Origin of the sequence: Pseudomonas sp. S34 (assembly GCF_009866745.1) — a bacterium.
GTDB classification, from domain to species: domain Bacteria; phylum Pseudomonadota; class Gammaproteobacteria; order Pseudomonadales; family Pseudomonadaceae; genus Aquipseudomonas; species Aquipseudomonas jessenii.
Map to the genome: position 1 here is coordinate 2,661,470 of NZ_CP019398.1, position 13,715 is coordinate 2,675,184.

10 protein-coding genes and 2 pseudogenes are annotated in these 13,715 nt (G+C 60.2%); 4 read left to right on the forward strand and 8 right to left on the reverse strand.

Features of this window, described 5'->3' with window-relative positions:
• Window positions 1–389 precede the first annotated feature (389 nt).
• Together PspS34_RS11970 and PspS34_RS11975 are read left to right on the forward strand one after the other, a co-directional pair.
• A pseudogene (locus PspS34_RS11970) lies at window positions 390–551 on the forward strand (helix-turn-helix transcriptional regulator); the annotation flags it as partial.
• An 18-nt stretch (window positions 552–569) separates the two neighbouring features.
• Window positions 570–986, forward strand: a pseudogene (locus PspS34_RS11975) (DUF3010 family protein).
• Between the two features lie 195 nt (window positions 987–1,181).
• On the opposite strand, the gene PspS34_RS11980 reads toward PspS34_RS11975, so the two are convergent.
• The 3 genes from PspS34_RS11980 to PspS34_RS11990 form a co-directional block, all read right to left on the reverse strand.
• A complete protein-coding gene (locus tag PspS34_RS11980; protein WP_032829393.1) occupies window positions 1,182–1,511 on the reverse strand; it encodes a hypothetical protein in 330 nt (109 codons plus the stop codon).
• A 523-nt stretch (window positions 1,512–2,034) separates the two neighbouring features.
• Window positions 2,035–2,538 (reverse strand): GNAT family N-acetyltransferase, encoded by a 504-nt coding sequence (locus tag PspS34_RS11985; RefSeq protein ID WP_159389791.1) that lies wholly within the window; start codon window positions 2,536–2,538, stop codon window positions 2,035–2,037.
• A gap of 72 nt (window positions 2,539–2,610) precedes the next feature.
• Window positions 2,611–4,557 (reverse strand): DNA topoisomerase III, encoded by a 1,947-nt coding sequence (locus PspS34_RS11990; RefSeq protein WP_159389792.1) that lies wholly within the window; start codon window positions 4,555–4,557, stop codon window positions 2,611–2,613.
• Between the two features lie 255 nt (window positions 4,558–4,812).
• Here PspS34_RS11990 and PspS34_RS11995 point away from each other — a divergent pair, with 255 nt between their 5' ends.
• Window positions 4,813–5,181 (forward strand): DUF427 domain-containing protein, encoded by a 369-nt coding sequence (locus PspS34_RS11995; protein WP_090454941.1) that lies wholly within the window; start codon window positions 4,813–4,815, stop codon window positions 5,179–5,181.
• 54 nt (window positions 5,182–5,235) lie between these two features.
• Here PspS34_RS11995 and PspS34_RS12000 read toward each other — a convergent pair whose 3' ends face one another.
• Both PspS34_RS12000 and PspS34_RS12005 read right to left on the reverse strand, forming a co-directional pair.
• Window positions 5,236–6,858 carry an MFS transporter gene (locus PspS34_RS12000; protein ID WP_057715232.1) on the reverse strand — a complete coding sequence of 541 codons (1,623 nt, stop codon included), beginning with the start codon at window positions 6,856–6,858 and terminating at the stop codon, window positions 5,236–5,238.
• Window positions 6,859–6,993: 135 nt separating this feature from the next.
• Window positions 6,994–8,661 (reverse strand): GMC family oxidoreductase N-terminal domain-containing protein, encoded by a 1,668-nt coding sequence (locus PspS34_RS12005; protein ID WP_159389793.1) that lies wholly within the window; start codon window positions 8,659–8,661, stop codon window positions 6,994–6,996.
• A 132-nt stretch (window positions 8,662–8,793) separates the two neighbouring features.
• Here PspS34_RS12005 and PspS34_RS12010 point away from each other — a divergent pair, with 132 nt between their 5' ends.
• Window positions 8,794–9,684, forward strand: coding sequence for a LysR family transcriptional regulator (locus PspS34_RS12010; RefSeq protein WP_150754633.1), 891 nt, complete (start codon window positions 8,794–8,796; stop codon window positions 9,682–9,684).
• Between the two features lie 105 nt (window positions 9,685–9,789).
• Here PspS34_RS12010 and PspS34_RS12015 read toward each other — a convergent pair whose 3' ends face one another.
• From PspS34_RS12015 to PspS34_RS12025, 3 genes are all read right to left on the reverse strand, one after another.
• The gene (locus PspS34_RS12015) at window positions 9,790–10,887 is read right to left on the reverse strand and encodes a DNA alkylation repair protein (RefSeq protein ID WP_159389794.1); all 1,098 of its coding nucleotides are present in this window, start codon (window positions 10,885–10,887) and stop codon (window positions 9,790–9,792) included.
• Window positions 10,888–11,048: 161 nt separating this feature from the next.
• On the reverse strand, window positions 11,049–12,857 hold the full coding sequence (locus PspS34_RS12020) for a monovalent cation:proton antiporter-2 (CPA2) family protein (RefSeq protein WP_150814989.1): 1,809 nt from the start codon (window positions 12,855–12,857) through the stop codon (window positions 11,049–11,051).
• A gap of 170 nt (window positions 12,858–13,027) precedes the next feature.
• Window positions 13,028–13,693 (reverse strand): response regulator transcription factor, encoded by a 666-nt coding sequence (locus tag PspS34_RS12025; RefSeq protein WP_159389795.1) that lies wholly within the window; start codon window positions 13,691–13,693, stop codon window positions 13,028–13,030.
• Window positions 13,694–13,715 lie beyond the last annotated feature (22 nt).

Below are 13,715 nucleotides of genomic sequence, written 5' to 3' on the forward strand. Positions count from 1 at the left end.
TTGCCACACGGTAGATAGCTGTGGGCGGATGAGCGTTGGCGTAAGCCCGTTGTTGTTCAATAATCCTCAAGGCGTCTTTGTTCGCCCCTTCAAGTTGCTGCGAGAAAAGGTAATCTTCTTAGCTGCGAACAAAATCAGGGGAGGCTTCATTGGTGTACAAAGGGGAGAGGGGAGCATTCATTTCCAGACTCCTTATCTGAAGGGTGTCCATGAATGATGCGGCACAAACTAAATAATTCGTACCGCCGAATTCACAGTCACAGGAAGGAAAAGGAAACTTCGCAGTACTGCGATACTAAAAATCCTACAGAAATTTCTGCTCGATAAGGCGCAAGACAATTTCGATCAAGCTTTCACAGTCCGCTGATCTTCCCTCGAACAGCGCTCCATGGCGCAAGCACTTGAGCCTTACACAGGATGAAGTGGCCAAACGGATGGGTGTCTCTCAACCGGCATTTGCCCAGCAAGAGACCGTCTCAAAGCCTCGGAAGGCCACTCGCAAAAAAATAGCAGCGGCGTTTGGTATTACCGCTAATCAACTTGAGATTTAGGCTGTGAAAGGGATCGAAATGAAAATCTGCGGCATCGAAATCAAAGGCAGCGAAGCGATCATCGCCGTGGCCGCCCTCGACGGTCAGGCGTTGAATCACGTCGCGCTCGCCACCAAGAAAATTGCCCTGGACGATGATGAGGAAGCCGCCAACGTCAAAGTGTTTGCCGCGTAGGTTGCGTCGTTCGTGCGCGAGAATTCGATAGATCGGATCGCGATCAAGAAGCGCAGCAAGAAGGGTGAGTTTGCCGGTGGGCCGACCACGTTCAAGATCGAAGGGGATTTGCAGTTGCTGGACAATTGCGAGGTGGCGCTGCTGTCGCCGCAGACCATCAATGCCCAGGCCAAGAAGCACGGGTTTGAGCTGTCGGCGACGCTGAATAAGTATCAGCATGAGGCTTATAAAGCCGCCTGCTCGGCGTTACTGAAGAAGTAACCTTCAACCCAAGGAGCCGGCTTGCCGGCGATGGACTCAAGTGCGCCGCGTTTATCCGGTTTACACGCGTTATCGTTAACGACTATCGCTGGCAAGCCAGCTCCTGCAAGAGACCGTGTCCTGGTCGAAAAAAAGGCCTGCTCCTTATCGGGAGCAGGCCTTGTTTATCAATAAGTCAGTAATGACTCATCTTAATCAGTAGAACCGGTCAATCACCCGAACTTCGTTCTGGTTCTGCATCGAGGCCCAGGCCTGTTTCAGGGTTTGCAGAACATTACCGATGAAGTCCTTGTCGGCCGCGGCCTTCTTGCCGACATAGCCCTGGCCGCGACGGTACATCTTCAGTCGGGCGAGCAGGTTCTGGTTGTTCTGGTCGAACTCTGCTTCATGGGCGTGCGGCGACAGGCAGTCGATATGAACCTGGCCACACTTGCTGATCCAGAGAATATGGTTGTCGTGGCTGTCTTTCTTTGCAGCGAAGATACGAGCCAGTTCATCGATAGTTGGTTGATTGTTCAGATTCATCATAAAGCCCCTTGACCAATTGGTGATCTTTCAAAGTTGATTCGCTAATACAGGTAGCCCATCGGTTAGTTGATCCCTGGCACCGAAACCAGGACGTCAGCGTTCGACCGCCTTATCGGGCGGGGTCCTGCGTCTGTTGCATGTAGTCGTGTTGAATAACTGCTACGCAATAGCGTCACAACGAAGAGAAGCGGCGAAAACCTTAAGGCCACTGCCGACATTTTCAGGGTCGGCCACAAGCTTCATGAGGATTGCTCGCCAAGACTTCTCGCCCTTGTACTGGACGTTCAGGCCAGGTCAGCTTCTTCAATCTGCCTTGTGGGCAGCGTGTATCCGGGAAAAACAGCTCGGCGGTCAGACGAGCTTGCTCAAACGTGTTGCCTGTACTCCCGATCGGGGAGACGTCTGCATCATGCAAGGGCAAATCGGAGGCGTCAACGGTTTTGTAGTGAATATTTTTAGTCACTACATATTGTCGGACAAAGCTGTTGGGAATTAGCGGGTGGAGTCGAAGGTGTGTCGGTCAGGACGACAAAGGCGGACACTCAAAGCGGTAAAAAGTGCAGGGATAGCGGTCAACCACCTGCTGGTGCAAGGTGAGCCCGGCAACGTTGAGCCCCGGCATCACGGCGGCCCAGAACAGGCGCGCCGGCTGATTCGCCTCGATGTGGAAAATCTGCCATTGACCGGGGAACCGACTCAAGAGGGTGGAAACGACAAATCGCGCGACACCCTGGCCACGGAAGCGTCGACTGACAAACAGGTAGCCGATGTTGTAGTCGGAGCCGGGTAGATGGACCTGGTTATCCACGGTCACGAAGCCGGCCAGTTCACCGTCGACCTTGATCAGGAAGGGTCGGGTAGCCGGGTTTCGCCAGTAGTCGGGCATGGGCAGGATGTTGAAGAAACCGTATTCGCCCAGTTTCAGCGGTAACCATTCGCTGAAGTCGTAGGTATAGAACTGCATAAGGTTCTCGATGGTTTCCAGTTCATCGCGTTGGGCGGCGTGCAGTTCTATCGAAGGCATACGGGTTGGCTCCAGTTACGCCGGGGCAGGTACACCCTTGATTATGGTTGGCCACAAGGTTCGGTGTCGGGTTCAGGTTTTGCTTGCCGGCTTTGCCCCGCGCCTGGTGCCACTCGATGGTTTGCGCGGGAGGCTCTTGCGCTTTTTCTTCCATGGGGTTGCGGCGCGCCCGCCGGGCGGTGGACCGCTGATGGTCAGGCTCAGGCCGGCACAGCGACTGACCTGCTTGCTCATCCACGCCGCCTGTTTGGTGACGAACTCTTCCAGGCTCATTTCCCCGCTTTGCACCATGTCCAGCGCCTGCTCCCAGATCGCCGTGGTGCCCGGATCGGCGATGGCCCGGGGTACCGCGTCGATCAGGCTGAACGCGGCCGGCGTGGCGGCCAGGGCCTTGCCGTTCTTGACCAGATAACCACGGTCGAGCAGGCCCTGAATGATCGACGCACGCGTCGCTTCGGTGCCGATGCCGGTGGTGTCCTTGAGCTTTTGCTTGAGCAGCGGGTCTTGCACCAGTTTGGCGACATTCTTCATGGCCTTGATCAGGTCGCCTTCCGTAAACGGCTTTGGCGGTTGCGTCCAGAGGTCCTTGAATTGCACGCCGGCCACTGCGCAGTCGATGCCTTCGGCCAGGTTGGGCAGAGTCTGCGGTGCCGGGGCTTCGCGCCCCTTGGCCGGAGCCAGTGCTTCGGGCAGGGCGCGTTTCCAGCCCGGCTCGATGATCTGCTTTCCGACAGCGCGCAAGGCCTCGCCGGCGCAGTCGAAATCGGCCTGGGTGCGGTCGTATTCGTGATTGGGCAGGAACTGCGCCAGGTATCGGGCGCGGATCAGGGTGTAGACCGCACGCTGTTTGCCCGCCAGACGTTCGAGGTTCTTCGCCGCAGCCGTGGGGATGATGCCGTGGTGCGCGCTGACCTTGGCATCGTTCCAGGCCCGTGAGCGCCGTTGCGGATCAAGGTGATCGTGCAAGGCGTTCAACGCCGGATCGGCCTGACGCAATGCCGCCAGAATGGCCGGAGCCTCGCTGTGCTGACTCAGGGGCAAGTAGCCGCAATCACTGCGCGGATAGGTAATGACTTTGTGGGTCTCGTACAGCGCCTGGGCAATGTCGAGGGTTTCCTGGGCGCCGAGGCCGAGTTTCTTTGAGCAGACCTCCTGCAGGGTACCCAGGTCGAACGGCAGCGGGGCCACTTCGCGCATCCGTTCGGTGCGCAGTTTGATCACCCGCGCACTGGCCGCGCCGCTTATGGCGGCCGCAGCTTGTTGCGCCAATGCCTGATTCAGACAGCGGTCCTGGTCGTCGCAAAGCTCGGATGCCGCGCGCCATTGCGCCGTGAACGCGGTGCCGTTGTGCAACAGTTGCACGTCGATGGCCCAATAGGGGACGGGCACAAAGTCGGCGATGCTGCGATCGCGATCCACCACCAGGCGCAAGGTCGGCGTTTGCACCCGGCCGACCGGCAGCACGCCTTGATAGCCAGACTGGCGCCCCAGCAGGGTGAACAGCCGACTCATGTTCATGCCGATCAGCCAGTCGGCCCGGGAACGCCCCAGGGCCGAGTGATAGAGGCTGAAGGTCTCGTTCCCCGGTTTGAGGGCTGCGAGGGCCTTGCGGATGGACGCATCGTCCAGCGCCGACAACCAGAGCCGGCGGATCGGCCCGCGATAGCGGCAATGCTCCACCAGTTCCCGGGCGATCATCTCGCCCTCGCGGTCGGCGTCCGTGGCAATGATCAGTTCGGACGCTTCACCGAGCAGGCGCTTGACCGCCTTGTACTGGCTGGCGGTGCGCGGCTTGACGGTCATTTTCCATTTTTCGGGAATGATCGGCAGGTCGGCCAGCACCCAGCGCTTGTAGCGCGCGTCGTAGGCATCCGGCGGTGCGGTTTCCAGCAAGTGGCCGATGCACCAGGTCACCGTGACGTCCGTTCCCAGCCAACAGCCATCGCCCCGGCGCCGGGCGCCGAGGACTGCTGCAATGTCTTTGGCCTGGGAAGGTTTTTCACAGAGGTACAGCCGCATAACCACCATCGTCGATCAGTGTGCCAGAGATGCACAGAATGGCGCTTGATGAGCGATGGAGCAATCTTTATCTGTATGGATGTACAGGTTTGTGTGTCGCTCCCGTTCGGCTGCGAAGCAGTCGCGAGGGTAAAACTTGGGTTATACCTGATAAATCGTGGTTTCAGGTTTTGGGGCTGCTGCGCAGCCCATCGCGGGCAAGCCACGCTGCCACATCGATTTGCAGGTCCATTACCGTCATGAGGAACGTTTTCCATGAAAAGCTCCGGTCCTAGCCCTGTCATCACCATCGCCGAGCAGCCTGGCTGTCTGTTGGTAAAATTTCATGGCATTCAAGTGGCCGCCTCGGCGCGGGCCCTGGTGTTGCTGGAGGCCAACTACCCGCCGGTGTACTACGTGCCGCGAGAGGACATCGACGAGAAGTATTTCGCCCGCACCGACCACACCAGTTATTGCCCCTACAAGGGCGATGCCAGCTATTTCAGCCTGCAGGTGCCGGGGCATGAAAGCGCCAACGCGGTGTGGAGTTACGAAAACCCCAAGATATCTGTCGAACAGATTCGAGAGTACGTGGCGTTCTACCCGGATCAAGTGAAGTTCGAGTTGCTCGATGCCGAAGTTTGATCGGGTTTGATCGCCGCGACGAGGGAGCCAGCTCCCTCGTCGCGGGCAATGACCTCAGTTCTTGTCGAGATCGACGTTGCGCGTCTCACGCAGGCAAATCATCCCCACCACCAGGCTCACCCCGGTGATCACCACCGGATACCACAGTCCGTAGAAGATATCCCCGGTGTACACCACCAACGCGAACGACACGGTCGGCAGGAAGCCGCCGAACCAGCCGTTGCCGATGTGGTAGGGCAGGGACATCGAGGTGTAGCGGATGCGGGTCGGGAACAGTTCGACCATCAACGCCGCCAGCGGGCCGTAGCACATCGCGGAGATGATGATCAGCGCGACGATCAGTGCCACGATCATCGGCTTGTTGATCTGCTGCATGTCCGCCTGTTGCGGGTAACCGGCGAGGGTCACGGCACCGCGCAGAGCGGCTTCGTCGAACCCGTCGATCTTCACGTCACCGACGCTCACCTGCACGTCACTGCCGGCCGGTGCGACAGCACTCTGGTACGGCAGGCCCTGCTTGACCAGGAAGGTCTTGACCTTGTCGCACGGGCTGTCGAATTTCGCCTTGCCCACCGGGTCGAACTGGAAGGTGCAGGTGGCCGGGTCGGCCATCACGGTGATCGGTGCCTGGCGGCTGGCCTGGTCGATGGCCGGGTTGGCGTAGTGGGCCAGGGTCTTGAAGATCGGGAAGTACAGGGCGGTGGCCAGCAGCAGGCCGATCATCAGCACCGGTTTACGCCCGACCTTGTCCGACAGCCAGCCAAAGAAAATGAAGAAGGGGGCGCCGATGGTCACGCTGACGATCAGCAAACCGTTGGCCACGGCCGGGTCCATTTTCAGGAACTGGGTGAGGAAGAACAGCACATAGAATTGCGCGGCGTAGAAGGTCACCGCTTGCCCGGCATTGATGCTGAACAGGGCGATCAACACCACCTTGAGGTTTTCCCACTTGCCGAAGGAGTCGCGAATCGGCTGTTTGCACAGCTTGCCTTCTTCTTTCATTTTCACGAAGGCCGGCGATTCATGCAGGCTCAGGCGAATCCAGGTCGAGATGCCCAGCAGCACGATGGAAAACAGGAACGGAATGCGCCAGCCCCAGACTTCGAACTGATCGCCGGTGAAGTAACGGCAGCCCAGCACCACCAGCAGCGACAGCAGCAGGCCCAGGGTCGCGGTGGATTGAATCCAGCTGGTGTGGAAGCCGCGCTTGCCGATGGGCGCGTGCTCGGCGACGTAGGTCGCGGCGCCGCCGTATTCACCGCCCAAGGCCAGGCCCTGGAGCATGCGCAGCACCACCAGGATGATCGGCGCGGCGATGCCGATGCTGGCGTAGGTCGGCAGCAGCCCGACGCAGAACGTCGCCAGGCCCATGAGGACGATGGTGGCGAGGAAGGTGTACTTGCGCCCGATCATGTCCCCCAACCGACCGAACACCAGCGCGCCGAACGGCCGCACGATAAAGCCGGCGGCGAAGGCCATCAGCGCGAAGATAAACGCCGTGGTGTCGTTGACCCCGGCGAAAAACTGCTTGCTGATCACCGCCGCGAGGGCGCCATAGAGGAAAAAGTCGTACCACTCGAAGACTGTCCCGAGGGACGAGGCAAAGATGACTTTCTGGGTTTCCTGACTGGTGCCCGCGCTACGCACGGCTTCCAGGGTTTGAACGTTCTCTGACATACCGGTATCCCTCACAGTGATTGTTTTTGTTGTTCCACTGGTGTTGCGTGTTCCATTTCAGGGGTAATGCTCAGTGTCCGTGAATCTAATGCGATCCTTGTGGGAGCGGGCTTGCTCGCGAAAGCGGTGGATCATTCACATTGATGTTGAATGACACGACGCCTTCGCGAGCAAGCCCGCTCCCACAGGTGATGTGTTTACAACAGGGTTGAGGATCAATTGTGCAGCCTTCTCGGCAATCATCAGCGTCGGCGAGCAGGTGTTGCCGGAGGTGATGCGCGGCATGATCGAGGCATCGGCAATGCGCAGGCCGGGGATGCCATGGACCTTGAGTTGCGCATCGACCACGGCGTCGGCGTCATTGCCCATGCGGCAGGTGCCCACCGGATGGAAAATCGTGGTGCCGATCCGCGCGGCGGCTTCGTGCAGCTGTTCTTCGCTTTGCAGGCTGTCGCCGGGCAGGTACTCCACCGGATTGAAGGCACGCAGGGCCGGGGCGGCGACGATGCGCCGGGTCAGGCGAATGGCGTCGGCGGCGACCCGCAGGTCTTGCGGGTGGCTCAGGTAATTGGGTTGGATCAGCGGGGCTTCTTGCGGATCGGCCGAGCGGATTTCCACCCGGCCACGGCTTTGCGGGCGCAAATCACAGACCGAGGCAGTGAACGCCGGGAAGGCATGCAGCGGTTCGCCAAAGCGCTCCAGCGACAGCGGCTGCACGTGGTATTCGAGGTTGGCTGAAGTCTGCTCCGGCCCCGAGCGGGCAAAGGCGCCCAACTGGCTCGGCGCCATGGACAGCGGGCCGCTGCGGTCATACAGGTAGCGCAGGCCCATGCCCAGCTTGCCCCACAGGCTGCCGGCGATCTGGTTCAGGGTGCGGGCATTTTCCAGCTTGTAGATCAGCCGCAGTTGCAGGTGATCTTGCAGGTTGCCACCGACGCCGGGTAACTCATGGGCGACGCCAATGCCCAGCCGCTCAAGCAGTGGACGCGGGCCGATGCCGGAGCGTTGCAGGATGCTGGGCGAACCGACCGAGCCGGCACACAGGACGATCTCCTTGCGCGCCTTGAAGGTTTTTGCCTGGCCTTGCCAGCGGGCGCTGACCGCCGAGACGCGGCCATTGTCCAGCAACACGCGGTCGACTTCGACACCGGTCAGCACGGTGAGATTGGGGCGTTGGCCAATGGGTTTGAGAAAGGCCTTGGACGCGTTCCAGCGGATGCCGGCCTTCTGATTGACCTGGAAATAACCGCAACCTTCGTTATCGCCCTGGTTGAAGTCATCGATGCTGGCGATGCCGCTTTGCTCGGCGGCACTGCGGAACGCATCGAGAATCGGCCATGACAGGCGCTGGCGTTCGACCCGCCATTCGCCCGCGGCGCCGTGAAACTCGGCGGCGCCGGCAAAGTGATTTTCACTCTGCTTGAACAGTGGCAATACGTCTCGCCAGCTCCAGCCAGGATTGCCGTCGGCGGCCCAGCCGTCGTAATCGCCGGCCTGGCCGCGCATGTAGATCATGCCGTTGATGGAGGAGCAGCCCCCCAGCACCTTGCCGCGCGGGTAGCTCAGGGCGCGACCTTGCAGGCCCGGTTGCGCTTCGGTCTTGAAGCACCAGTCGGTGCGCGGATTGCCGATGCAGAACAGGTAACCCACGGGGATGTGAATCCACGCATAGTTGTCGCGACCGCCGGCCTCGAGCAGCAACACGCGATGTTGCGCATCGGCCGACAGTCGATTGGCCAGCAGACACCCGGCCGGCCCGGCCCCGACCACGATGTAATCGAATTCATCTAGGGAAGCCTGCATCCCTGACCTCGTGTTGTTGTTCTTGTTGTCTGTCATCCTAGTTGTTAGCTTTCGTCAAAAGAATGTTAGTTTTTGCGCAGCTGCTGTGCGTTTTTAAACAGCATCCCGAACGGCAACGAACAAGGACGATTCATGTTCGACTGGAATGACCTGCGGTTTTTTCTCGAATTGCAGCGCAGCGGGCGTTTGCTCACGGCAGCCCGTCGTTTGAACACCACCCATGCCACCGTCGCGCGGCACATCGAGGCCATCGAAAAAAGCCTCGGTACGGCGTTGTTCGTCCAGCATGCCCAGGGTTACGAGATGACCCCGGCCGGCGAGGCGTTGCTTAAACACGCCGAGGCGATGGAGAACGTGGCGCTGCTGGCCCAGGAGGAAATCACCCAATCCACCGCGCCGCTGGGCAAGATCCGCGTCGGCGTGACGGAGGGGCTGGGCATCATGTTCCTGGCCAGTCGCATGAACGGCTTGTTCGAACGCTATCCGGGGCTGGAGGTGGAACTGGTGGCGGTGCCGCGCTTTGTCAGCATCCTCAACCGCGAGGCGGAAATCAGCATCCACCTTGAGCGCCCGGCCGCCGACATGCTGGTCACCCGCAAACTCACCGACTATCGCCTGGCGTTGTATGCCAGCCAGGACTATCTCGATCGTTCACCGCCGTTGCGCAGTCGGGAGGACCTGGGGCGTCATGCGTGGATTGGCTATGTCGATGATTTGCTGTTCAGCCAGGAACTGATGTTCCTCAACAGCTTCTGCCGCAACCCTCGGGTGGTGTTTCACAGCACCAGCGTGATCGCCCAGCAACAGGCGGCGCGCTCAGGCCTGGGGATCGCCGTGCTGCCGTGCTACATGGCCAGCGCTGATCCCGGTCTGGTGCCGCTGCTGCCGGACGAAAGCATCCAGCGCAGCTACTGGATCAGCACCCGCCGGGAACTGCACAAATCGGTGCGGCTGCGGGTGCTTTGGGATTATGTGGTGGAGTTGTGTGAGCGGGAGCAGGGGTTGTTGTTGGGCGGTGCCTGAACTGGCGTCTTCGCGAGCAAGCCCGCTCCCACAGGGGGCCGCATTCCAATGTGGGAGCGGGCTTGCTCGCGAAGGCGGTGGCACATACAGAATTGATCTTATGGTTTAACCGAGAATCTCGAACGCCGTGCTGGCCAACCGCTCACCATTGACCATGATGTGCACCGCATGGCGCCCCGCATAATGCCGGCGGGTGGTGAGTTCCTTGATCTGCTGGCCACGGCTGACGGCTTCGACGGCGTTGCCCGGCAGCGTCAGCGCCTTGAGCTTGAACACCTTCGCCGAGGTGCTGCCGTTGGCCTTGACGTAATCGATGGCGTAGTCGATCACCAGGCGCTGGCTGCTTTGAACGGTGGATTTGACGGCAAACGACAGGGTGATTTTTTCTCCGAGGCCAATCACCGGCGGTTCGACTTTTACATCAACGATCTCGACTTCAGGCTTGCCGCCCGCGCCGATGATCGCCAGTGCCCGCCGGTTGCCCTGTTTGATCAGGCTGCGCAGGGCGTGTTTGGCGATCCATGCGGTGTGCCGGTTGTCCAGCGACCAGCCTTCGATCAGGTCCAGCACCCAGTCGGGATGATCCTTGGTGATGTCGTTGAGGTGGTTGGCCACGGATTTGCGTACGTACAGGCTCGTGTCGGCCTTGAGGTTGTCGAGGATGTTCGCGGCCAGTGTCGGGTCGGCCTGAATGGGCTCCAGCCGGAATGACCAGGGCAGGCGTGGCCGGCATCCTTCGCTGGCCAGGCGCCGCACATGCTCGTTGTCATCCAGCGACCAGGCATGCATCAGCTTGAGCGAGCGCTCGAGGTCACTGCGCAGAAAGTGACGGATTGCGAACTCCGAAGAGCCAAAAGCGGTGAAGTACTTCAGTGCGTCCATCGACTGATCGAACGCATGGGCGCCGTAGCTGGCGACAAAGTGCGGCAGGCACATGCTGACGAAGCCGCTGTTCAGGCGCGGGGCGAGGTCGCGCAGCACCTGCAGCGACGCTTCATAGTCCAGCGGCAACACCGCGTGCAGGCATTCGCTGACCCGGGCCATGCGCTGCATGACACTGAGGTCTGCCAGGCCGGTTTGGGCAAGCTTCAGAAAGCGCTTGGCTTCGAATGCCGGATAGACCGCGGTCATCTCGGAGGCGATGTGACTGAGGCGCTCGGTGTTGAAGATTTCCTTGAGGGCGGGGGCAGGTTGGTCAGTCATGGTGGATTCCTTTGAAATGATTGTTTATCCAATGCACCGCGTTATCGTTCTTCGCGAGCAAGCCCGCTCCCACAAGGGGGCTCTGTCAGGCTCAATATTTGTGAACACCCAAGATCCAATGTGGGAGCGGGCTTGCTCGCGAAGGGGACCTTAAATCCACCTCATTTTGTGCCCACCTGCTCCTGCAGCTGATCCGACTCAAACAACTTCGCCAGTTCGATTCGCGCTTCCTGCGCCGTCTGCATCACTTTCACCGCGTCGTCATACACCGCATGCTGGGCTTCGAGCACCACTTCGTCGTGCTGCTTGAAGCGCTTGATCCGCGCATCCGCCTGAGCCTGGGTCAATCCCAGCCCGATCAGAGTTTGCCGGCTCATTTCCAGGCTCGAATAAAAGGTTTCGCGCACGGCGTGTGCGCCGACGTCCATCAGCCGGTGCACATGCTGACGGTTACGGGCGCGGGCGATGATTTTCATATGTGGATAGAGCTTGCGCACCAGCTCGGCGGTCTTGATATTGGTGTCCGGGTCGTCGGTGGCGATCACGAAGTACTCGGCTTCCCCGACCTTGGCCGCGTTGAGGATTTCCGGGCGCATCGGGTCGCCGTAGAACACCGGCACGCCACCAAAACTGCGGGACAGTTCGATGGTTTCCACCGAGGTGTCGAGGGCCACGAACTTGATGTTCTGCGCGCGCAGAATCCGCGCAACGATCTGGCCCATGCGACCCATGCCGGCGATCACCACCCGTGGCGCGTCGGCGTCGATTTCGCGGAACTTCTCCGGCACTTCCACCGGTTGCACTTTCGGGCTGACCAACCGTGCGCAGAGTAGCAGCAACAACGGTGTCACGGCCATGGAAAGGGTGATGGTCAGCACCAGCAAGTCATACAGTTCTGCCGCGAACAGCCCGTGATCTCGCCCGATCTTGAATACCACAAAGGCAAATTCACCACCGGCCGCCAGCACGATACCCAAGCGGATCGCGCTGACGTTCTTCAAGCCTCCGGCCAATCGACCGACAATAAACAGCAGCGGCAGTTTGATCGCGATCAGCAACAGGGTCAGGCCCAGCACCGCCACCGGCATGCTCAGCAGCAGACTCAGGTTCGCACCCATGCCGACACTGATGAAAAACAGCCCGAGTAACAGGCCCTTGAACGGTTCGATCTGGGCTTCCAGTTCATGGCGATACTCGGAGTCCGCCAGCAACAGACCGGCGAGGAAGGCCCCCAGGGCCATGGAAATCCCGACCAGCTCCATCAGCCATGCCGTGCCAATCACCACCAGCAACGCCGTGGCGGTGGAGACCTCTGGCAACGCGGTTTTGGTCACCACGCGAAACACCGGTCGCAGCAGATAGCGCCCGCCGATCACCACGACGGCGATGCTGGCCAGCACTTGCAGGCCGTGGTTCAGGTTTTCGCTGACGGTGGTGCTGTGATCGCCGCCGGCCAGCAACGGCACCATGGCGATCAAGGGGATCGCGGCGATGTCCTGAAACAACAGAATCGCGAACGCCAGCCGCCCGTGGGGGCTGGTCAGTTCCTTGCGTTCAGCCAGGCTTTGCAGGCCGAACGCCGTGGACGACAACGCCAGGCCCAGGCCCAGGACGATCGCGGTGTTCAATGGCTGGCCAAACAGCCACAGCGCCACCACGCCGATCACCGAACCCGTCAGCAGCACTTGGGCCAAGCCCACGCCGAACACTGATTTGCGCATCACCCACAAACGTCGCGGTGACAGTTCCAGGCCGATGATGAACAGCAGCAACACCACGCCGAGTTCGGAAATGTTCGCGACGCTTTGCGGGTTGTCGATCAGGCCCAGCACCGACGGGCCGATGATCACCCCGGCAAACAGATAACCCAGAACCGCCCCCAGTTGCAGGCGCTTGGCTAATGGAACGATGAGTACGGCCGCCATCAGAAACACGACAGCGGCTTGTAGCAGGTTGCCTTCATGGGGCATGGGCGAAACTCCAGGACTCGGGACAGCGGGGGGCGTCAAGGATAAAGGCTGGGTTCCGTGAAGATCCACTGCGGCAGTGGTCTGTTACGCAGATTGATGGCGAATCTTGCCGGCCTCGCAGGAGATGGGAGGGGTAGATCGGGTTTTCGATCAATCTGGAAGGAATCGGCTCAGTCGCCTGTGGAAAGCCCATGCTTGTGTGCGTAGGCGTACAGATCTACGCGATTCGTCAGGCCCAGCTTGCTGTAGATCGATGTCAAATGATTGCGCAGCGTGTGCTCGCTGATGTGCAGTTTCTCGGCGACCAACTTGCCAGGGGCAGAGGGGTCGCGGGCCAGCGATGCAATGGTTTGCTGCTCGCGGCGCGTTAGCTTGGCGATTTTTTGTTGCTCTGGGTCTATATCGCGCTCGACTTTCTTGCGCGCCAGTTCAAGGAAGATACGGCTGGTCGCATTGCGGTCAATCCAGAGCTCGCCGTCATGCACTTTTTCTATGGCTTTGAGCAATGTTGATGCGGATGCCGACTCCCGCTTATCCACCACGCCACGTGCGCCCGCCAGCACCGCACTGTCATGCAGCGTCACGTCGCTCGACCCTGTCACGACCAGAATCTTGGCTTTGGTCTGTCTGTGCAAGTCGGCCAGCGACTCGATACAGTCCTCGCTGTCCAGGTCCAGCACCACCACATCCGGCGCGTATTGGTGCTGCGAAAGCAGGTATTGCGCCACCGACGCCACCGAACCCGCCAGCGCCAACCTTGGTTGAGCGCTTTCCACCAGACGCTCAAGGCCCCAGGCCACGAGCGGTAGAGCTACTAACAGGACTTGAATTGGCATTCGGGTCGCTGCCTCTTTAGGC

Coding starts and splice junctions, on each gene's coding strand:
- PspS34_RS11990 (WP_159389792.1), bottom strand. CDS start 4,557: ATGCGGCTGTACCTCTGTGAAAAACCTTCCCAGGCCAAAGACATTGCA.
- PspS34_RS11995 (WP_090454941.1), top strand. CDS start 4,813: ATGAAAAGCTCCGGTCCTAGCCCTGTCATCACCATCGCCGAGCAGCCT.
- PspS34_RS11985 (WP_159389791.1), bottom strand. CDS start 2,538: ATGCCTTCGATAGAACTGCACGCCGCCCAACGCGATGAACTGGAAACC.
- PspS34_RS12005 (WP_159389793.1), bottom strand. CDS start 8,661: ATGCAGGCTTCCCTAGATGAATTCGATTACATCGTGGTCGGGGCCGGG.
- PspS34_RS12010 (WP_150754633.1), top strand. CDS start 8,794: ATGTTCGACTGGAATGACCTGCGGTTTTTTCTCGAATTGCAGCGCAGC.
- PspS34_RS12015 (WP_159389794.1), bottom strand. CDS start 10,887: ATGACTGACCAACCTGCCCCCGCCCTCAAGGAAATCTTCAACACCGAG.
- PspS34_RS12025 (WP_159389795.1), bottom strand. CDS start 13,693: ATGCCAATTCAAGTCCTGTTAGTAGCTCTACCGCTCGTGGCCTGGGGC.
- PspS34_RS12020 (WP_150814989.1), bottom strand. CDS start 12,857: ATGCCCCATGAAGGCAACCTGCTACAAGCCGCTGTCGTGTTTCTGATG.
- PspS34_RS12000 (WP_057715232.1), bottom strand. CDS start 6,858: ATGTCAGAGAACGTTCAAACCCTGGAAGCCGTGCGTAGCGCGGGCACC.
- PspS34_RS11980 (WP_032829393.1), bottom strand. CDS start 1,511: ATGAATCTGAACAATCAACCAACTATCGATGAACTGGCTCGTATCTTC.